Consider the following 21,069-nt stretch of genomic DNA (forward strand, 5'->3'; position numbering starts at 1 on the left):
ATGAGAAGATTAATTTTACCAACAATAGCAGTTATAATAATACTTCTTGGAGCCAATTTTGTAGCTGGAAAATTAGCAAAACATATGCACCAAAATCTCGGTAACCTAGAAGTAATCCAAGCTAAAGACGGAGAAAAGGATGCCTATTCCAAAATTGGAAAAGCAAACGAAAATTTCGATGTCACTGATGAAGTAGACAAGAAACACGGAAACTTAATAAACTTCTATGTTAAAAACAACGGTGAAGGCACCATTTCATTCTCCATAAAAGGATACGATGAAAAGACTCTTCTTCCAGGCAAGGAAGATTTTATCCAAGCGGAAGTAAAGGGTAAAAACTCATTTAACTTCGTAATCTCTCCGGAAGATGACTCACCAGTCTCAGCAGAATATAGAATAGTTCAAAGAAATAAATAATCGCCTAGGCGATTATTTTTGTTTTTTGTATTATTTTTATCGTAAAACTATGGCAGTTTCAATCCTTATTTTTTTAAGGATCTCTTCAAGTTTTTCTGCTCTACCCTTCCAATAGTCACGTTCTTTTTCCAGTCTTCTTCTCTCAAATTGAGAGAGAGGATCTGTATCCATTCCAAGTTCTTCCAGATCTTCAATATACCTAACCAAAAACTTGATTCCAGGTACACCTGGAATTTTTTTAAGTTTCCTAGTATTTACCATACTTCTAATAGCATTATCTGAGCATTGCCATCTTTTTGCTAAATCTGCCACTGTTAAAACTGTTTTTTCTTCCATATCGATTGAGGCTCCCTTTTAATTTTTCAACGTAATGTCTTCCGTTATTTTCTTAATTATAACCATTGTGTATATCATTCCTATACCAAGGAAAATATGTCCAATTCCTGAAACTCCATCCATTGCGGCTTGATTTACCGCTGCTGTTCCTTTTGAAACTACTTCGTAAATTCCAATAAGCATCATGTTAGCAACGGTAAATATAAGCCCAAAGTTATAGATATTAAGAGGTTTCTTTAAATTTGCAAGGCTTTCTTCGTCCAAATTTCTAACTAATAGATAGAAAAGTATAGTTACGACCATTCCAAGTACCAATGTGTGGACGTGGAGTTTGCCTAGATGTGTCCCAGCATTAAATCCGTAGTACTTTGTAAATTCCCTGTAGAACACTCCGCCACATAGTCCCATAACTCCGTAGGTAATTGCCATGTTTAGGAGATTTACACCTTTGAAATCTTTTATGAAATAATTAAATCCACCGACAACTATAAATACATAGGCAATAGTCTTTGGCATCATTAGCGCTCCTAGGGCTGGCACCTTATCTACCCAAAGAACTACCGGCACATAGAATAGAAAACTTAAAAATATTAGTAGGCTCATGTACCTAAGTCCGTCGAAATATTTTTTCTTATAGGACCAGATCATAAGAAGTATACCCATGATTAAGAATGGTATGTTTCTTACTATTCCCATGGTGTAGCTTCCACCACTTCCCCAATTATTTTGTGGAAGAAGTACAAGCACGATTCTTACTGCCGCAAGAAGTAGGATAATCCACTTCTTTTTATTGTCGCTGTCCTTTGTTATTTCTCTATAATAAAAATAATAAAGTACATAGAAGATGGTCATGGTTATTCCCGTCACCATCTTTCCGTAAGATAACGCAAGTGCGTGGGCTTCAAAACCACCAGGACTTAGATGAGAGATGACCCTTGGCAAGAGGTGAAATGCATCTCCTGCTCCCAATAGCACCGCCATAATTCCAAATAATTTTGCATTTTTATTTTTTTCAAGGAGTAACCTTACTCCCATTCCGATTACCAACATCAAGTATGTGAGATCGAATAATGATTCCATTAATCCCATTTTATACCTCCTTTTAACCAATCTATATAGTTTTCAAATTTATCCAAAAACTCTTCGCTGCTCCAGCCTTCGATGTAGTTTCTCTCAATCAAATCGTGAACCGCCGCCTTTACGAGGTGCATAATTTCATTATTTTCAAAGGTTTCTGTATCCATTGAGTTTAACTTTTCACTCTTGTACCTCTGCCATTTATTTTCCAAATTGCAAGTCCAGTATAGAAATCTATTTCTATAGATAGAATAGTTTTCTTCTTCAAATAGTATTACGCTTAAATCTCTTGCATAGATATCCAAGGATTTAAAGAGGTCATAATCATTCTCTTTTAAAATCTTTTTGAAAAGATGATGTATGTCCACAGTCTCCATATCCAAAATCATAAAGTAGGCGTCTTCCAAATCTTCAAAATATTGGTAGAAGCTTCCTCTTGCAATATTTAAATCCTCTACAACCTCCTTGACACTGGCTTCAAAAATACTCTTCTTTGCAAATGTCTTCTTTAGAGATTCTACAATTCTATCTTTTTTATCTTCACTTAAATTATAAAAAGTTTCGCTTGGCATAATTACTCCTCGTACTTCATCTTACAAATATAACTTACTCCTGCTGCAAATAACGCAGCACCTAGACCTGTGTAGAATGTAAAGAAAAATAACATCGGCAGATGAAATTCCTTTCTTATAAATATTCCACTACTCATCATAACCGCCATGATGATGTAGCTCTTTCTATCCATAAAACTTATTATCTTTCTATCTTTTTCTTCCAAACCATCTATTCTTTTAAAATTTTTATTTACTAATTTTCTAAATACTTCGAAATAAAACGATATAAATACGATTAAAATAATCGGAATGAAGTAGACTATCTCTGTTTCAATTTTAAAGTAGGACTCGATTCCAACTTTCATCACCATACTTCCAGCAAATATCCAGACTATTCCCGCGATTAAAAGAAGTTCTTTTCTACTTACATCTTTTATATATTTCATATTCTCCTCCCAAATGACACTCTGTCACTTGAATATTATTATAAGTGACATCGTGTCATTTTTCAATATAAAAAATTATTTTTTTAAAATTTTTCACAAAAAAACAGCCAAGATATTTCTTGACTGCAAAATTTAATTTAAATAATTATTTTTTATTTTTATTTTCGAGAAGAGTTACCTTTCTCTTTAGACTAGCGTTGTCCTTTGTAAATTTTTCAACGGATGCTTCCGCCTTTTTAACTGAAGTTTCCATTTCTTTTTTAGATTCCATCATTTGTTTTAGACCAGCTTTTAGTTCAGCTATTTCTTTTTCTAATTTGTCGTCGTTCTTCTTTGTAATTTCAGCTTTAAGAGTTTTATTTTCAGCCTTTAGAGATTTTAGTTCTTCTTTTAGAAGTTCGATTTCCTTCTTAAGCTTTACATTGTCCTTATTTTGTTCAACTTCTGAAAGTTTTGTAGATACTGCTTCAACCCTTGCGGTCAAACTTTCTATCTTGGAATTTGTAACTATTGGGAAATTCTTAATTTGATATTCCATAAGACTTTCCAAAGTTTCTCTATTTATGTCGAAGTAAGTTTTGATTTCTGTGGTGATGTGTTTAAATTCATCTGAGTTAATCATCTTTTGATATTCAAAATTTAGAGATTTTTTGTAAAACTCATAGAATTCTTCCATAGTCTTTGGATTTTCATCCTGATCCATGCTTTCAAGATATCTATCTGTAAGTGCTTTTGCACTGTTTGCAGCGTGTTCTAAGAAGTAGATTTGTAGCTTAGTTACACTCTTTACAAGATCATACACATGCTTGTAACTTTTTTCTGCATCCTTTAAATAGGTCTTTGTAAAGTCTGGCATCGGCATATCCATCACTTGTTTCATGAACCTTGCCTCGATTTCTTCAAAGTTTTTCATTAGAAAATCTTTGTTTGGAATTGCAAAGTTTAGATTCTTGTATAGATCCTTTTGAATCTTTACGTATGGCTTTACATATTCAAATATTCCAAGAGTGTTAAAGATGTCTCTGTAGCCCTTTGGCATAGCGTCTAAAAATATACGCTTGTAGAAATTAAAACTTACATCCAATGTGCTGTCGAAGATTTCCTTTGCCTTATCTCCGGAATCTTTAACTGATCCTCTACATAATTTTTTATAAAGAGTATACATTTGATCTGCTGCCTTGGAAGCTTCTTCCATGTAGTATTTAACATCTACATTTCCCATCTTCATGTCCTTATTCATAAGTTTCATGAAACTATCTATCTGTTTGTCATAAAAATCTTTTTGCATTTTAAAAAGTTCTTCGTAATAATTAATCATTTTCTTCCCCCTAATATTTCCATTATATTATTAGCGCTTTAGTATGTCAACTCATTTAGTATACTTTAATTATACCCATTAATAAATTTTTATATAAAAAATGAGCCTCTTACGGCTCATCATTTTATCCTTTTATAAAATACATAATTAGTACCAAGATTCCAAGAACTATTCTATATATTCCGAATACTTTGAAATCGTGTCTCTTTACATATTCTAAAAATTTCTTTATAACTATTAGTGCTACTACGAAGCTTACCACTGCTCCTACTAGGATTATAAGCCATTGGTTAAGACTTAAAACATTTCCAAGTTTTAATATTTTAAGTACCGTCGCTCCAAGCATTGTAGGTATAGCTAGGTAGAATGAAAATTCTGCCGCCACAACTCTGCTACATCCAAGTAGAATTGCTCCGATTATAGTCGCTGCACTTCGAGATGTGCCTGGTACCATTGCAAGGCATTGGAAGAGTCCTATTAAGATTAGAGTCTTTACAGGGATTTGATAGATTGATTCGTAGCTACTGTCCCTATCTTTTCCTTCTATAAGTAGTATTACTATTCCATAAAATACAAGGGCTATTGCTACTGTGACCTTGTTGAATAGATACTTGTCGATTAGATCGTCAAATAAAAATCCTAGCACCGCCGCAGGTAGAAATCCTATTATGATTCTCACCCAAAGATTTATGGTCTTAACATCGTAGTTTCTTAGTCTTTCTTTAAATGTAAAATTTCTTGCAGCTTCTCCGTGTTTATTTACAAGTTTGTCCTTATCCAGTGGATTTAGATTTTTAAAGTAGACCCATACCACTGCGAGGATTGCTCCAAGCTGTATGATTACGTTGAAGGCATTTTGAAATTCCTTTGGAGAAAGTTTTATATATTCTCCCGCTAGGACTAGGTGTCCCGTTGAGCTGATTGGCAAAAATTCCGTAAAGCCTTCGATTATTCCCAATATTATCGCGTATATAAATTCCATTAGTTTCCTCTTTCCATGTCAAAAAACTTGGTGTATTCTCCTCTGAATACGAGCTTGACCGTTCCTGTCGGTCCATTTCTATGTTTAGAGATTATTACTTCTCCAACATTTGGTTCTTCGGATTGCTCCTTGTTGTAATATTCATCCCTATATAGGAACATTACCACGTCTGCGTCCTGCTCGATGGCTCCAGATTCTCTAAGGTCTGAAAGGATCGGTCTATGGTCAGATCTCATTTCCGGCGCACGAGAAAGTTGTGAAAGTGCAACTATTGGTACTTCCAAATCCTTTGCAAGTCCCTTTAGCGCTCTTGATATCTTGGAAATTTCCTGTTGTCTCGATTCATTGCTGCCGCCTACTTCCATAAGTTGTAGGTAGTCGATTACCACTAGGTCCAGACCTCTTTCCATCTTGAGTCTTCTGCACTTCGCCTTTATTTCAACTGGAGTTATACCAGGAGTATCGTCTATCTCTATATCAAGTGCAGAGATAACCGGCATAGCTGAGATTACTCTAGTCCATTCGTCATCATTTAGTTTACCGCTTATTATCTTTGTAAGATCTATATGGGTATAGGATGAGATAATTCTCTGTGTTAGTTGGTGTTTACTCATTTCAAGAGAAAAAACCGCCACCTTTGCCTTGCCCTTATCTGCTGCATTTGTCGCCATATTTACCATTAGGGCAGTCTTACCCATGGATGGTCTCGCAGCTAGAAGTACTAGATCCGATTTTTGAAGTCCAGAAAGTTTTCTATCTAGATCTAAAAATCCAGTGGTCACTCCTGTTAGTGAGTCCGGATTGTTCGCCCTTTTTTCCATCTCTTTGAAAGATTCTACAAGGACTTCCTTTAAATGTACTAGACCTTTTTTATTTGAAGCTTCATTGATTTTGAATATGGAGTCTTCTGCACTTTCCATGACTTGTATAGCTGTAGCTTCTTTTGAATATCCCATTGCAAGGATTGCGTCTGCTGCATCTATAAGTTTTCTTAAGGTGCTTTTTTCTTTGATGATGTCGCAGTAGTACTTGGTGTTTGATACTGCAGCAACGGAGCTTGTAACATTTGCAAGGTATTCTATTCCACCTGCAGCTTCAAGATTTCCTTGTCTCTTTAGCTCTTCTGAAACTGTGATCATGTCACTCGGTTCATTTCTTGCATCTAAGGCAAGAATTGCCTCATAGATCATCCTATGAGGCTCAATATAAAAATCTTTGGTTTCTAAACTTTCTGTCACCACATTTATCGCTTCTTTTGATAGAAACATGGCACCCACTACAGAAACTTCCGCCTCTTCTGAGTAGGGAGGGATTTTTAAATCCATACTATCACCTTATACCTTCGACTACAACTTTTAAGTTTGCTGAAATTTCTTGGAATAGTTTAACTTCTACTGTGTGGATTCCTTCTGTCTTTATATTTTCTGGTAGAACTATCTTTCTCTTGTCCATATTTTCGCCAAATGATTTCTTCATTTCATCTGCAATATTTTGAGAAGTTATAGCTCCAAATAATCTTCCGTTATCTCCAGCTTTTACCTTTAGAATTAGCTTTTCAGATTCAAGTCTCTTCTTAAGCACCTTGGCGTTTTCTCTATTTTGATTTTCTTCTGCCTTTAGTCTTTTTTGTTCTTCCTTCCACATAGATAGATTTTCTTCAGTAGCTTCTATGGCTATCTTCTTTGGTAATAAAAAGTTCCTTGCATATCCGTCTTTTGCATCGGTAAGGGTTCCAGCTTTTCCTAAATTTTTATCATCTTTTAAAAGAATTATTTTCATTTTTCCACCTCATCTAAATATTTTCCAACTGCATCTACAAGTATACTTTCTGCTTCGTCTATATTATCCGTATCTATTTGTGCTCCAGCCATGTTTAGATGGCCACCTCCGCCCACTTTTTCAAGGACAAGTTGTACAGAGAAATCTCCTCTTGATCTTCCTGATATGTGGACTTTTCCATTTTTGTGGGTGAGCACAAAACTTGCTTCGATTCCATTTATTCCTAGGAGTTCGTCCGCCGCTTGGGCAGCTATTAAAACTGAGTTTTCAGAATCCCTATCCAGCCTTGATATGGCGATATTCTTGTGAATAATCCTTGTTCCATGGACAACTTCTGCCTTTGAAACCAATGTATCAAGATCATTTTTAAATAGAGATTGTACTCTGAACATATCCGCTCCCGCTCTCTTTAAGATTGAGGCTGCTTCAAATGTCCTAACTCCTGTTTGGAATGTAAAGTTTTTAGTATCTACAACTATCCCACTCATTATCGCATCCGCTTCAAAGTGTGATAGATTTAAGCTGTCACTCATATATGCTAGGATTTCTGTTACAAGCTCACAGGTTGAAGATGAATATGGTTCTATATATGTTAGAACCGGCGCTTCAACGAATTCCTTAGATCTTCTATGGTGATCTATGACTACTATTTGATCTGTCATCTCTGTAAGTTCTGGTAGTTCTGTCATAGATGGCCTGTGATTATCCACCATTATTAGAAGTGAGTGACGATTTATTTTAGCTAGAGCTGTATCGTGATTAATAATGTGTTTAGCAAGCTCTGGCGCTTCTTCTTTAAGTCTGGTTAAGAGATTTTCGATAGAAGGATTAGATTCTGATAGGACTATGAATCCATTCTTATTTCTATTGGTAACTGCACGAAGTACTCCGATTGCTGCACCGATTGCATCCATGTCCGGATTGGCATGACCCATTATAAATATGTCGTCTGTCGCATCGATAAGCTGTCTTAGAGCAATACCTATTACCCTCGCCTTTACCTTGTTTCTCTTTTCAACCGCCTTTGAACGACCTCCGAAAAATTCGTAGGAATCATCCACCTTTACTACAGCTTGATCTCCACCACGACCTAGAGAAATATCTAGAGCAGTTTCAGCTTCGTTATAGGCTTCTTTTAGATTTCTAACTGGACTTGAAACTCCTATTGAAAGAGTAACAGGGATGGAATTTCCCCTCTTGAGTTCACGAAGATCATCTAGTAGATCGAATTTTCTATCAAGAATTTGAGTAAATCCAAAGTGTGAAACTACAACCACATAGGTTTCGTCATCCACCTTTGCAATGAGTCCGTCTAGCTCATCGAAGTAGTTTCTAATAATCGAGTCTATCTCTGCAAGAAGTATAGGTCTTTCGTTTTGCAAAGTAGCATCCATAACTTCGTCATAGTTATCTATCTCAACCTTTAGAACCATAGGATTTGTATCCTTAATGATCTTTTCAAGCTCTGCAGTGGCGGAATTGTCCACCATAAAGAATACCTTGATGGATTTTCTATCGTTTTCTTGAGATTTAACTTCCGATGAATTTGTAAAGATCATGTAGTCAGTGTCTTTAAACTTCATCTCAAAGTTTACAAATTCACTCTCTGAATCCACAAAAATCTCAGGCATAAGATTTTTTATATCCTCTCCCATCACCTCTTCTTCAAAAAGATTTCTATAAAGGGAGTTATACCAAAGTATGGTTCCATTTTCATCAGTAATTACCAGTGGGAAAGGCATGTTAAAGATAGCCTTTTTGGTAATAGAGTCAAAATCTTGGGATATAGCTTCTATATATTTTTTCGATGCATCATTCTTATCCTTTATCTTTGCGTATGCTACAAAGAGAATATAGAGAAATACTAAAAATAATATTCCTCCGACAATTGGCTTAAAGTAGAAAGAAACACCGATTGCTACTAAAGAAAATAATATTACAAGTTTAAAATCATCTAGATTAAAATATTTATCATTCATTTAAAATTCGGTAGCCTCCTAACATTTACCAATGAGTCTATAAATCCTATAGCAACTGCTATAATCTGAGTCCAACCAAATAATGCCATGGATAGCACTACAAATCCTTGTATAAATCCACCCATCTTAATTTTATTCATATAGAACTTAATCACACTTATTCCTTGGATAAACATAGAAAAAATTAAAATCGCCTTTAGGTTAAAATTTAGGGTGTCCATATCTTTTAAAATATATTCCAAAATTAATATCACAACAACCATTATCTGTGTATATGACCAAGGCATTCTAAACCATATAAATGGAGGAGTAAATTGTACTGCCCTTCCATTGGTGATGATTGTCCTAGCAGACTTTGTATAGGTGATGTAGGATAGCATCATTGCGATGATAACCATTATAGAAGGCATAAGTCTTACACTACTTCTAAAATTAAGTATGAGGTTTGCCCTCATAGCATTGAACTGTGCACTATTAAGTCCAGCATTTCGAAGAATCTCTTCTGCGTTTTGTATATAATTATTTATACTCTCTTCAGATAGAAGAGTATCGCCAGTTATGCCCATCGCATACATGATTATAATTCCAGCCACAAATGTAATCGCACCTCCTGCGATGATTGCGTAGTGACTAGGGACTCTCATTGTCATCATGTAGTGAAGAACAAGTATAAGCGGTGCACAAATAGTGAGTAGAAATACTCCCATCATAGGACTTAGAAGTCCGACTCCAACACATACCATAAGGAAAAATAACATAGATTTTATGATCGAATCTTCGTAAGCGAAAGTCAAAAATCTATGAGGTATAAAAAATATTGTTGGAGGAAATATTACTGAAAGTATACCTAGACTAAGTCCTTGTAAAAAAAGTATTAAAGTTTTGTTTGTCTTATTCATAATAATCTCCAAGTATAATTTTATCATAAAACAGATAATAATTAAATTTACAAATTATACCAAGTAAGATAGCAATTAAAAAACGCCTTGGAAATCCAAAGCGTAAATGATTATTCGTAGGTAAATCCATAACCTTCTACTTCCGTTACATTGGAAACATACATAAATGCTTCTTTGTCAGTCTTTCTTATAAATTCTTTTAATTTAACGTAGTCCTTCTTATCAACCACAGTTACGATTATAGTTCTAGCATCTCCTTTGTATCCACCTTTCGCATCATAAAGAGTAGAGCCTCTGTAAAGGTCCACAAGGATGAACTGGTTGATCTCTTCAATCTTATTCGTAATAATGGTTATGTGGTACTTGGTGTCAAAACCTGCAATCATCTTGTCTATAACTGTACTATTTATAATTGCTCCAAGAAGGGCGTACATACCAAGCTTAGGTCCATATAGAAGAGTAGCAAGTAGTGTAACCACGCCATCACTCATAATAAGACCTTGACCAAAGGAAAATCTCGTATATGTCTCCACAATCTTAGCCACAATATCAGTACCACCAGTGCTTGCACCTTGGTTAACAACGATACCGATACCTATAGCCTGGATAAAAATTCCGAAAATTAAATTAATAAAAATATCTCCCTCAACCAATGATTGGTTAAGTGGAACCACAAGCTCTAATAACCATAGGAAAACCCCAAGAGATATGGAGGCGTAAACGGTATAAAAACCAAAATCCGCACCTATAAAAATAAATCCGATTACCACCAATATAGTATTAAGGGCGGTCAATATGTATGGTACTGGTATGAATGGAAATAAGTGGTTAATTTCTATTGAAAGACCAGAAGTTCCACCAACTGCCAAAGAGTTTGGAACCAAGAAAAAATGTAATCCTACCGCAACAAGAATTACACCTATGTTTACAAATAAAAATCTTTTAATATTAAAACTTGATTTCAAGTCAAATCACCTCACATCAATTATAGCAAATTAAATAATTCCCTACAATGATTAAGTTTTTAAGAGTTTTGTTTGAAAAATAGTAAGACTCGTGATAAAATATCTATGACCTTATTGAGAGGCAGAAGAGTGAATGGGCACGTTGACACTGCCAGCAACCTTTAAAAGGTGCTAAATCCTACGGGTGACCGAAAGATAAGGAGCCTTAAGCTTCCTTTTTGGGGCTTTTTTTAATTAGTAAGGTTAATATTAATATAGAGGTGAAGTATGAGTAAAAAATGGCTTTTTACATCAGAATCAGTAACAGAAGGACATCCTGACAAAGTATGCGACCAAATCTCAGATGCAATCCTAGACGCAATCCTTTCAGAAGATAAAAACGCAAGAGTTGCCTGCGAAACCATGGCATCCACAGGAATGGTCATCATAACAGGAGAAATATCTACAGAAACATATGTAGATTTTACACAAATCGTAAGAGATACCCTAAAAGAAATCGGGTACGACAGAGCAAAGTACGGATTCGATTCAGAAACTTGCGCAGTGCTATCAGCAATCAAAGAACAATCCCCAGACATCGCAATGGGAGTAGACAGATCAGAAGATCAAGATGACCTAGACAGACTAGGAGCAGGAGACCAAGGACTAATGTTTGGATTTGCCTGCGACGAAACAGAAGAGCTAATGCCACTACCAATATCACTAGCTCACAAACTATCCAAGAAACTTGCAGAAGTAAGACATGACGGAACACTAGAATACCTAAGACCAGATGGTAAGACACAAGTGAGCGTAGAGTACGAAGACAACGTACCAAAGAGAATCCACAACATAGTAATCTCTACACAACACTCACCAGAAGTAGACCTAGAAACCATAAGACTAGACATGATAGAAAAGGTAATAAAACCAGTAGTGGACGAAAAACTAATCACAGAAGACACAGAAATCTTCGTAAACCCAACAGGAAGATTCGTAATCGGTGGACCAATGGGAGACGCAGGACTAACAGGAAGAAAAATAATCGTAGATACCTATGGCGGATACGCAAGACACGGCGGCGGAGCATTCTCAGGAAAAGATCCAACAAAAGTAGATAGATCCGCATGTTACTACGCAAGATACATCGCGAAAAACGTAGTAGCCTCAGGACTAGCAAAGAAATGTGAAATTGGACTAAGCTACGCAATAGGAGTAGCAAAACCAACATCAATCATGATAGACACATTTGGCACAGGAGTCTTCGATGACAATAAACTAGAAGAAATAATACTAAAACACTTCGACCCAAGACCAGCAGCCATCATAAAAGAACTAGATCTACTCCGTCCAATCTACAAACAAACCGCAAGCTACGGTCACTTCGGAAGAGAAGAACTAGGCCTACCATGGGAAAATACAGATAAAGCCGAAGAATTGAAAAAATATTTAAAATAATTAAATTTATTGAAAAATTAAGGTTGTCCTAGGACAGCCTTTTTTTGTAGGAAAATTCACGAATAACGATATAAAATTGGAGTTTTAGCTAGAGCTTCAAAGCTCTATTTAGATAACCCTAAGGAAGACAGTCACCCTGAGAGGCAGTCGAGTTCTGCAAATCAGCATTCACAATGTTCGGCTTCTTTGGAACTCTTTGCACGAGACCTGCTACGAAATCAAAGATTTCGGCTAGGGCTTCGACGCTACAATGACCTTCCCAACTACAGTCACCCTGAGCGAAAGAGCCGCAGGCTCTGAAGTCGAACGGGTATAAGCTATATTTAACCAAGTCAATGCAAGTTAAAAATTTCAAAGATTATAATATATGTAAATAAATATCCAATATATAACCTAACCCTATTCTTTCTTCTTCAACTTTTCTTTTACGAGGGAGCGGGAGGAAATTAACGTCTCGCCGACAAAACCTACGGTTTTGCGAACGAGACTCGCAGTTTCCTCCCATCTCCCTCGAGCTCCCTCTGCCCACCTCGCATTATCAGGGAAGTGATTTTCACATTTCGGCTAAAATTTGGGAACTCGCTACGCTCAGACACCCAAATTTTTTAACGCCTCATGGAAAATCACGTAAGTTGATTAGGATTGGTTGGAGCAAAGTTTAAAGATTATACTTACTGGAATTTAAATGGTGTTAATCTATAGAGAAACTTTTAATTTTGCATGGATAAGTAAAAACAGGCAAAGCCGTAAATAACAATTATATCAATGCAATCCCAGAAGCAGAGTCTGTATCTTCCGCTACTAAGTATATATTGATTTTTAATTTACCACACCTGACGACGGTATTTGTCTCAAAAACAAAAATGAAGTCTTCTCCCTCAATGTAATATATCGCAATATAACCACCTGTCCTTTTCTCTGTTCCACAGGCATACACTCCGTTTTCATCTCGAAGTATTATCTCACCTCTTCCCATTTCAAAATTATTAATCTAAAACATAAAAAAAGGAGGCCTCCCTCCTTTTCTCATAATCATATTTAATTCGAATCTATTTATCCACTTGGACTTTATTTTTCATTCTGTTGTATTCAACATTGTAAAAATCTTTTAGTCTTTCTGCAACTTCAGGATCAGTTGTAGGTTTGAACTCTCCTTTGTACAAGGTTAAGTTTTGTTTTATAACAGTCACATCTTGGGTGAAATCTGTAAGGAATTGGTTGTACTCATCGCCTTCATATCCCAATTGCCTAAATAAATAGTTCATCAAAAATGCAGGTTCCATAGTAGGACCTTCACCGACAAAACTATTTCCAGTCAATTCCTTTGCTTTGCTGTTCGCCCAAATTACATATGGAGTTGCATATATGTTGTAAAGTCCATCTGGAGTTGCCATGTCGCAGTTGATGTTAAACATTTTAAAGATGGAGTTCGCTTCTCCCATGGAAGGACTGTGATCCCCCCAGAATACAAGGACGATAGGTCTATCAGATTTTTCAAAATTATCTACTAACATCTTTAATTTGTAATTAGTATCGTGGATTAAGTTTAGATAATTATTGAAGTAATTGTAATTTCCTACATCGTAACTGTCGTTCCACTTAAGTCCAGGATTGTCAGGACAAACCTCTCTATTATAAGGTCCATGACCTTGGTAGCTGACATTTAAAGATATATAAGGCTGACCAGCTGCATCATCATGATCCTTTATAATGTATGGAAAATAATCCCTGTCGAATAGAATTTCATCGGAAACTTCCTTGTAGGTGTTTTCCATATCGTGGAATTCATCGAATCCCAAGTGTTTGTATGCGTTAACTCTATTATAAAAAGTACCGACATTTGGATGAGTTCCAATAGCTTTGTAGCCTTGGCTCTTTAGATACCAAATATAGGAATTCTTGTTCACATTGTAAATAGGATTGTTTCTGTTTCCAGTTGCCACATTTGTTTCAGTGATAAAAGTACCACCACCAAAAGTATTAACCATAAGAGAACCAGTTATGCTCTCACTTTGCAACTTGTGGAAATAATCGTAAGGATCGTAGTTGAACTGTAAAGCGTCGTTTCTATACATGTAAAAATCCTTAAAAGATTCCAATTGAAGAAGAATTATATCCACCTTTTTGTCGTCTGGAATATTTTTGTATTCGTACTTAGACAAGAGTTCCTCAGCACGCTTTTTATCATATCCCTTGTATTTATAATTTTTGCTCGTCTTAATCGAATGTAAAAACGGATATACGATTCCCTTTGCCTCGTAACTTTCGAGATAAACCCACATATTTAGCCCAGAAGATTCCTTGCCTATATCAAAATAGAGTTTGTCATCAAAAGCCAAAGTGTTTATGAAAACCACAAGACACATGGTATAGATTGCAAAACCAATCCATCTAAAATTCCAGTGCAGATTTCTGCATAGAAAAATCAAAACAATTAGTAAAATAACCACAATTCCAATAGCAATAAGACTTAGTCTATCAGGAGCAACATTGTAAGATTTAGACATAGACATAGCTTCTCTGACAAGTTTAAGGTCCGATAACATCAGTGGCTCTGATCTGTAGATAACCTTTTTCTCATGGGTATAAGCCATTGCAACCATAAGTATAGAAGTAATCCCAAACCCGATAGGCACGGACTTAACCACAAGACTTATAATCACAAGAATTAAGTACACCGGTACAAAATTCATAGCTAACACCCTCATATCTTTAAAATATGAGAAGAAAATATTTTCTGAATAGCCATATGACGCTATAAAAAGGCAGACTAAAGTAAGAATAGCCGCCGGTATAATTTGTAGTATATATGTGTTTCGAATCATTTTTTTCATAAAATCCTCCGTAAAACCAATATATAGAATTATACTACTTTAGATTTACATTTTCAAAGATATTATGAATATTCTCACTTATATTTAAACAGTCTTTACAAATGCATCGTAGCGGAAGCAACCTGCTTCCATTAAACTTGATACTACATTATTATTAATCAGCCGTCAGGCGTATAACAACCATTCCTATTATTCATTCCCGTAGCGGAACCTTCCAGGTTTCACAGCCGAAGGTTATAATAAACTTTTCAAATAATTAACACTTATCGAGAGACAGTCCTCCCATTTGGTCATCCTGAGCGAAAAAGGCGTTAGCCTTTAAAGTCGAAGGATCTCTGTATAGATTATCCTCCCAACTACAGTCACCCTGAGCGAACGAAGTGAGTAGGAAGTCGAGTTCTGCAAATCATTTTCACACTGCTTTTACCTATTTCCAATAAAAAAGGACACATCTCTGTGTCCTTAAATACATATTAACTTCTATTTCTATCTATTAATATTTTACAAGTCTTGTTATTGTTGCAACTCTTGTGTTTGCATCCCAAAGAATATCTGTACCGTCTTTTAGTCCTAGTGCTCTTGCGATGTTAGCTACCGGTAGCATTGTTCTTCCATTTCTAAGAACAGGATTTGCATCTGAGTAGTAGGTGCTTCCGTTTACGATAATCTTGTTAGATTCAACTGGAATTTGTACCTTGAATTCTTTGTCAGTTAGAGTAACTGTTCTAGTTGCTCTGTCCCAATCAACTTTAAATCCTAGTGCTTCTGCGATATATCTTAGAGGAAGCATAGTTCTTCCGTCTCTTATAAATGGAGCTACGTCCATGTTAACGTCAGCTTCAACTCCGTTGATGTTTTTGATAAGCTTTGTAGATCCTATAACAACTGTAGATTTTACAGGAATTACGCCGTGATCAGCTTTTTCAGATTTCTTTTCAGGAGCAACTTGACCCTTTCCATATGCATAGAAAGTAAGATCAGAAGTTGATGAAACTCTTGAGTTTAGTCCGATTGAGAAGTATCCGTTTACATCTGCATTTCCACTTCCTAGATATACTCCATTTCTATATACATAGATTGGAAGGTATGAAACGCCAACTTTACCTGAAACGATGGTTCCGTTTCCTGATAGTGATAATGCTGATGGATAGATAACTCTATCGTATCCGTATGGGTATCCATATTCGTAGCAAGTTGTGTATAGCCATGAATTGTTAGTTACATTGCCAAGTGTAATAGTTCCTTTTTCATAATCTTTCATTGTAGCTACTACAACCATATTTTTTGCCCAAGCTGTATTTGGATTGTAATATCTATAGTTGTACTTGCCATAGTATGGATAGTTATATCCGTATGCATATCCAGATTCTGATCCATATACAGTGTAGCTTGTATAAGGATTTCCATTTAAATGGTATTCTGAATTTGCAACTGCATAAGTTGAGTCTACTATATTTCCTTTTGCATCTACTAAGAAGAAGTATCTTGAGAAAGTACTATTGTATCCAGTGTAAGATCCTGTAGTAGTAGTTACTTTGTAAGAATCATATGGATAGTCTTTCCAATAGTATCCGTAGTAACCACAGTAGTAGTTTTTACTTTCACTAGTCATGTTGAAAGAATAGTAACCTCTTGAGTCAGTAGTTGTAGTTCTAGAACCTACTGAAACTGTTGCACCTTCAACTGCTTTGCGATCTTGGTCAGTTACTGTACCAGCTATTGCATCATAGTATACTGTTGCTGAAACTGTAAGTTCTTTTTTTGCTGGAACTGGAGCTTCTTTTTCATAGATAGCGTATATTGTAGTAGCCTCTGTTATTTGTTTTTCCGCATTAAATGCTTTAGTACCTTGTTCGTCTTCAAAGAATCCTTTGAATTTATAGCCCTCAACTGCTGTATCATTAGGTAATGTTACAGTCTTTCCTGATTCAACTTGTTGTTTTGCAAAAGTTTTTTCTGTGCCTTCAATACCTTTTACAACATAAGTTACATCGTACTTTGTTGTTTGATCCCCAGATTTTGGTGCATTTGGATCTGTTTCATCACCACTTGCCATAACATTAAATGGCAATACTGTTAGTATCATAAAAAAGCTTAGAATAAGAGCTAAGACCTTTTTACTATTTTTAGTTTTCATAATATTCCTCCTTTTGTCTCGTTTTACCTATACCCAGTTTATCAAATAATACTTATCAATTCATCAATTAATCAAAAATTTAACTAAATTGTAATATTGTAACCAATTAATAAATTACTAAATGTCCTACATAAAATAAAAAGTGGGTATAAAATATAAAAAGGAGGTAAAGTATGATAATTACAACTACAAATTCAATAGAAGGAAGAGAAATCTCAGAATACATAGGCATCGTCTATGGTGAAGTCATCTCCGGAGTTAATTTTTTAAAAGATTTAGGAGCAGGACTTAGAGATATATTCGGTGGCAGAAGCGCCGGCTACGAAGAAGAACTTATCCATGCCCGCACAGAAGCCATAGAAGAGATGAAAGCAAGAGCACAAAACGTAGGAGCCGATGCAATAGTAGGGTGCAAGATGGACTACGAAGTACTTGGACAAGCTGGTTCAATGCTTATGGTCACCATCTCCGGAACAGCAGTAAAATTAAAATAATTAAATCCTCGAAAGAGGATTTTTTATTTTTTTGTTTTCAACAAATGATTAAACTACTGAAATCAATTAATTCTAAAGCATCCAAAATATCTAAAACAAAACATCCCTCCGAACTATCCCATAGAATCCTTAATCAATACCTTCTACAGATATAACCTCTACCACAACAAGTGATTTTTGCTTCCGGCGTTAAGAAATTTTCCACTGTCTGAGCGTAGCGAGTTTGGAAAATTTTAGCCGGATAAGAAAATCACTACCAAAACCTCCCCAATGCGAGGTGGGTAGAGGGAGCTCGAGGGAGAAGGGAGGAAACTGCGAGTCTCGAAGAGAAAACCGTAGGTTTTTTCGAGAGACGTTAATTTCCTCCCTCTCCCTCGTAAAAAAAGATTTGAAGAAGAAAGAATATGGTTAGGTAATGTATTGGATATTTATTTAAATTTATTATAATTTTTGAAATTATTTCATTTGCAAAGACTTAACCCTCGGAGGTTATACCCATTCGACTCCAGAGCCTTCGGCTCTTCCGCTCAGGGTGACTGCAGTTGAGAAGTTCATTGTAGCGTCGAAGCCCTAGCCGAAATCTTTGATTTCGTTGCAGGTCTTATGCAAAGAGTTCCAAAGAAGGAACTTCGTGGTCTGATTTGCAGAACTCGACTGCCCCTCAGGATGACCAGTTGGGCGTGATGACGCTCTATAAGGGTGACTGCAATTGTTAAGATTGTTTTAGCCTTCGGCTGTGGAACCTAGAAGGTTCCGCTACGGGGATTACATAAATGCATGGATTCTTCCACGCCTAATGGCTGAGTAAAAAGAATTTAGTACCAAGTCTGATGGAAGCAGATTGCTTCCGCTACGAAATTATTAATAAGTGGTGGTTTTTCTCACGGCTTCGCCTGAGGGAATAGAATTTAGTATAAAAATTGATGGAAACCAGTTTCTTAAACAATAAAAAAAGCACATTACTTTGTGCTTTCTATCGGTTCTACTCTTCCTTCTCTTATAGCTGATATTAACTCCATTAGCATTTCTTTTTCTTGGTATCCTGGCGCTATCCCCAGTAGCTTGCCTTCTTCGTTAAAGAATACGGATGTTGGAAATCCATCTATCTTAAACATGGCTGACAGTTCAAAATTTCTATCAAAATATGGCTTTAAATTTATTTCTTTATCTTTTAAAAATTTTTCCACCACTTCTGGATCTTCTCCCACAGATATTGGTACGAATTCAATATCGTCTTCTGATTCCATGATGCTTTCAAGATCTGGTAGCTCTCTTATGCAGTAGCTGCACTTGGTATTGAAGAAATTTAGTGCTGTGATTTTGCCTTTGAAATCTTCTATCCCGTACTCTTTTCCTTCTGAGTCTGTAAATTTTATCTTTGTTAAATCGAATGTCTTTTCGTCTTCGCTACTTTGTTCTTTATTATTCTTTTCTTCTACTTCAGCTATCTTATTTTTAGTCTCTTCGTCTTTTATTGCGTTTATATTTTCTGTTTGACATCCCACTAATAAAATAGATGCCAATAGAAACATGATTATCTTCTTCATTTCTCTCCCGTTTTAAAATTTATTTAATCTTTAAATTATAGTTTACCATACTTTTCCATTTTCTCGCCATTTTTAGAGAAATTATTGACAAAATTTTTTACTAAATATATACTAACATAGGACAGGAGGGACTATGAGCGATAAAAATGTAAAGATTGCACAGTCTACCGCCGCTATTATTATCTTTTCTCTTTTAGGAAAGATTTTGGGATTCGCTAGAGAATCCTTGCAAGCGGCTAAGTTTGGTGCCACTTATGAAGCCAGCGCTTTTGTGCTTGCCCAAGGTGCCACCGGTATGATTTCAACACTTATTACCACTGCAATTGCAACCACCTTTATCCCAGTTATTCAGCGTGCTGAAAATGAAATGGGACCAAAGTACAAGGTTAGATATACAAACAATTTAATATTTATTTCGATTTTAATTACATTTATTTTGACGATTCTATCCATATTTTTAAGTCCATACATTGCAATGCTTACCGCATCCAGAGCAAAACCTGAGACTTATCAGTTGGTAGTTAAACTTGTAGAAGTTGGGATGCCTGTCATCATTTTCTCAGCAGTAGTTGGGATTTTCACAGGTTTCTTGCAATACGGCGGCAGATTCGCTGCTGCTTCAGCTATTGCCATCCCGATGAACATCGTCTACATCGTGTACCTTTCATTCTTCTCAGAAAGTTTCGGTATAGTTGGACTTACAGTTGCATCTGTTCTTGCAGTTGTGGCGCAGATTTTTATCCTGCTACCGGATTCGTTTAGACTTGGATATAGACCGAAATTCGTGCTTGATTTTAAGGATCACTATGTAAAGGAAGCTTTGATTTTAGCGATGCCTGTACTAATCAGTGCATCTGTAAATGATATAAATGTCATCGTCAACAGAAATATCGCCTCTGGTCTAAACGACCAAGCGGCTGCAATTCTAAACGTTGCAAACAAAATGAATCTATTGATACTAGGAATATTTATAACAGCGATAACAGCGATAATATTTCCGATGATGACGAAGGCATTTTCAAAAGGGGACACTCTTCAAGGAAAAAGAGTTATGTCTACATCCATTAAGAGTGTGCTATATTTAACTGTTCCAGCTTCAATTGGACTTTTGATCTTGGCAAGACCTCTTATCGAGATTGCATTTGTACACGGCAAATTCACCTACGAAAATGGACTGGAAGCCACATCTACCCTTAGATGTTACACACTTTCACTGATTTCAATGTCACTTTCAAATGTTTTAAATAGAGTATTTTATTCACTAGAAGATACGAAGACTCCATTTGTAATCGGTGCCGTTAACGTCGCTATAAACGTGGCGCTAAACATCTTGGTTGCTCACAAATTCGGAGTACAAGGACTGGCTGCATCAGTAAGTATAGCAACTACCATCGCAGTTACAGTTTCATATATAAAGCTTCACAAAAAAATAGGATCTCTCGGAGGCCGTGGATATCTAAGAGCCATCATAAAGACATTGCTCTCATCTCTAGCAATGGGATTTGTAGCATATGTATACTTCCCACTTGAAATGATACTAATATCTAAGGTTTCAAATGGATCTGTACTACTTCTATCAAAACTATTAGTTTTAATGGTAGTCGTATGCCTAGCACTGGCAGTATACCTATCATGTATGTACCTACTTGGAGTTAGAGAAATCAAAGGACTCGCAGAGTTTGCAATAGATAAGGTGGAAAGTTTCAAAGAAAAAAGAAGAAATAAATAGATAAAATTTAAAATTTAAAATTAAGAATTTAATTTGGGTTGTCCTAGGGCAGCCCTTTTTTTTATTTGGGCTGATTGAAAAGTTATTTTAAAAATTTATTGACTCTTGTATGGTCATCCTGCGGAAGAAACAGAAGATT

The 21,069-nt window shown here is 35.9% G+C and carries 18 protein-coding genes and 1 riboswitch; of the genes, 4 read left to right on the forward strand and 14 right to left on the reverse strand.

Annotated elements, in window-relative coordinates; all coding sequences use genetic code 11:
* Complete coding sequence (locus HMPREF1252_RS03170; RefSeq protein ID WP_008901511.1) at nucleotides 1-417, forward strand: hypothetical protein; 417 nt, start codon at nucleotides 1-3, stop codon at nucleotides 415-417.
* A 36-nt stretch (nucleotides 418-453) separates the two neighbouring features.
* On the opposite strand, the gene HMPREF1252_RS03175 is transcribed toward HMPREF1252_RS03170, so the two are convergent.
* The 11 genes from HMPREF1252_RS03175 to HMPREF1252_RS03225 all read right to left on the reverse strand — a co-directional run bounded on the left by HMPREF1252_RS03175 (nucleotide 454) and on the right by HMPREF1252_RS03225 (nucleotide 10,752).
* Entirely contained in the window at nucleotides 454-753 is a 300-nt protein-coding gene (locus tag HMPREF1252_RS03175; RefSeq protein WP_023059204.1) for a hypothetical protein, read from the reverse strand.
* A gap of 18 nt (nucleotides 754-771) precedes the next feature.
* Nucleotides 772-1,842: a DUF2871 domain-containing protein gene (locus tag HMPREF1252_RS03180; protein ID WP_023059414.1), complete on the reverse strand. Its 1,071-nt coding sequence runs from the start codon at nucleotides 1,840-1,842 to the stop codon at nucleotides 772-774.
* A complete protein-coding gene (locus tag HMPREF1252_RS03185; protein WP_023059215.1) occupies nucleotides 1,833-2,402 on the reverse strand; it encodes a TetR/AcrR family transcriptional regulator in 570 nt (189 codons plus the stop codon). The genes HMPREF1252_RS03180 and HMPREF1252_RS03185 overlap by 10 nt, the downstream gene beginning before the upstream one ends.
* Nucleotides 2,403-2,404: 2 nt before the next feature.
* On the reverse strand, nucleotides 2,405-2,830 hold the full coding sequence (locus HMPREF1252_RS03190; protein WP_023059230.1) for a hypothetical protein: 426 nt from the start codon (nucleotides 2,828-2,830) through the stop codon (nucleotides 2,405-2,407).
* A gap of 145 nt (nucleotides 2,831-2,975) precedes the next feature.
* The gene (locus HMPREF1252_RS03195) at nucleotides 2,976-4,148 is read right to left on the reverse strand and encodes a hypothetical protein (RefSeq protein ID WP_023059155.1); all 1,173 of its coding nucleotides are present in this window, start codon (nucleotides 4,146-4,148) and stop codon (nucleotides 2,976-2,978) included.
* Nucleotides 4,149-4,272: 124 nt separating this feature from the next.
* The gene (locus HMPREF1252_RS03200) at nucleotides 4,273-5,130 is read right to left on the reverse strand and encodes an undecaprenyl-diphosphate phosphatase (RefSeq protein WP_008901505.1); all 858 of its coding nucleotides are present in this window, start codon (nucleotides 5,128-5,130) and stop codon (nucleotides 4,273-4,275) included.
* Nucleotides 5,130-6,455 (reverse strand): replicative DNA helicase, encoded by a 1,326-nt coding sequence (gene dnaB / locus HMPREF1252_RS03205; protein ID WP_023059223.1) that lies wholly within the window; start codon nucleotides 6,453-6,455, stop codon nucleotides 5,130-5,132. Before dnaB ends, HMPREF1252_RS03200 begins: the two co-directional genes overlap by 1 nt.
* Nucleotides 6,456-6,459: 4 nt before the next feature.
* Complete coding sequence (gene rplI / locus HMPREF1252_RS03210; RefSeq protein ID WP_023059144.1) at nucleotides 6,460-6,909, reverse strand: 50S ribosomal protein L9; 450 nt, start codon at nucleotides 6,907-6,909, stop codon at nucleotides 6,460-6,462.
* Nucleotides 6,906-8,888 (reverse strand): DHH family phosphoesterase, encoded by a 1,983-nt coding sequence (locus HMPREF1252_RS03215; RefSeq protein ID WP_023059172.1) that lies wholly within the window; start codon nucleotides 8,886-8,888, stop codon nucleotides 6,906-6,908. The genes rplI and HMPREF1252_RS03215 overlap by 4 nt, the downstream gene beginning before the upstream one ends.
* On the reverse strand, nucleotides 8,885-9,787 hold the full coding sequence (locus HMPREF1252_RS03220; RefSeq protein ID WP_023059304.1) for a DUF2232 domain-containing protein: 903 nt from the start codon (nucleotides 9,785-9,787) through the stop codon (nucleotides 8,885-8,887). The genes HMPREF1252_RS03215 and HMPREF1252_RS03220 overlap by 4 nt, the downstream gene beginning before the upstream one ends.
* A 110-nt stretch (nucleotides 9,788-9,897) precedes the next feature.
* Nucleotides 9,898-10,752, reverse strand: a complete 855-nt coding sequence (locus HMPREF1252_RS03225; RefSeq protein WP_008901500.1) for a YitT family protein — start codon at nucleotides 10,750-10,752, stop codon at nucleotides 9,898-9,900.
* 108 nt (nucleotides 10,753-10,860) lie between these two features.
* Nucleotides 10,861-10,954: riboswitch (SAM riboswitch) on the forward strand.
* A gap of 65 nt (nucleotides 10,955-11,019) precedes the next feature.
* Between HMPREF1252_RS03225 and metK the strand changes: the two genes are divergently transcribed.
* Nucleotides 11,020-12,189 carry a methionine adenosyltransferase gene (metK, locus tag HMPREF1252_RS03230; RefSeq protein WP_023059335.1) on the forward strand — a complete coding sequence of 390 codons (1,170 nt, stop codon included), beginning with the start codon at nucleotides 11,020-11,022 and terminating at the stop codon, nucleotides 12,187-12,189.
* Between the two features lie 1,049 nt (nucleotides 12,190-13,238).
* Here metK and HMPREF1252_RS03235 read toward each other — a convergent pair.
* Together HMPREF1252_RS03235 and HMPREF1252_RS09215 are read right to left on the reverse strand one after the other, a co-directional pair.
* On the reverse strand, nucleotides 13,239-15,023 hold the full coding sequence (locus HMPREF1252_RS03235) for an LTA synthase family protein (protein ID WP_023059268.1): 1,785 nt from the start codon (nucleotides 15,021-15,023) through the stop codon (nucleotides 13,239-13,241).
* Between the two features lie 493 nt (nucleotides 15,024-15,516).
* Nucleotides 15,517-17,160, reverse strand: coding sequence for a stalk domain-containing protein (locus tag HMPREF1252_RS09215; RefSeq protein WP_023059241.1), 1,644 nt, complete (start codon nucleotides 17,158-17,160; stop codon nucleotides 15,517-15,519).
* 173 nt (nucleotides 17,161-17,333) lie between these two features.
* Here HMPREF1252_RS09215 and HMPREF1252_RS03245 point away from each other — a divergent pair, with 173 nt between their 5' ends.
* Complete coding sequence (locus tag HMPREF1252_RS03245) at nucleotides 17,334-17,654, forward strand: YbjQ family protein (RefSeq protein WP_023059296.1); 321 nt, start codon at nucleotides 17,334-17,336, stop codon at nucleotides 17,652-17,654.
* A gap of 959 nt (nucleotides 17,655-18,613) precedes the next feature.
* On the opposite strand, the gene HMPREF1252_RS03250 is transcribed toward HMPREF1252_RS03245, so the two are convergent.
* Nucleotides 18,614-19,201, reverse strand: coding sequence for a thioredoxin family protein (locus HMPREF1252_RS03250; RefSeq protein ID WP_023059336.1), 588 nt, complete (start codon nucleotides 19,199-19,201; stop codon nucleotides 18,614-18,616).
* Nucleotides 19,202-19,334: 133 nt separating this feature from the next.
* Here HMPREF1252_RS03250 and murJ point away from each other — a divergent pair, with 133 nt between their 5' ends.
* Nucleotides 19,335-20,930 (forward strand): murein biosynthesis integral membrane protein MurJ, encoded by a 1,596-nt coding sequence (gene murJ / locus HMPREF1252_RS03255; protein ID WP_023059259.1) that lies wholly within the window; start codon nucleotides 19,335-19,337, stop codon nucleotides 20,928-20,930.
* The last annotated feature ends 139 nt before the right edge of the window (nucleotides 20,931-21,069 follow it).

Origin of the sequence: Peptoniphilus sp. BV3AC2, from assembly GCF_000478945.1 — a bacterium.
Lineage (GTDB): Bacteria > Bacillota > Clostridia > Tissierellales > Peptoniphilaceae > Peptoniphilus_B > Peptoniphilus_B duerdenii.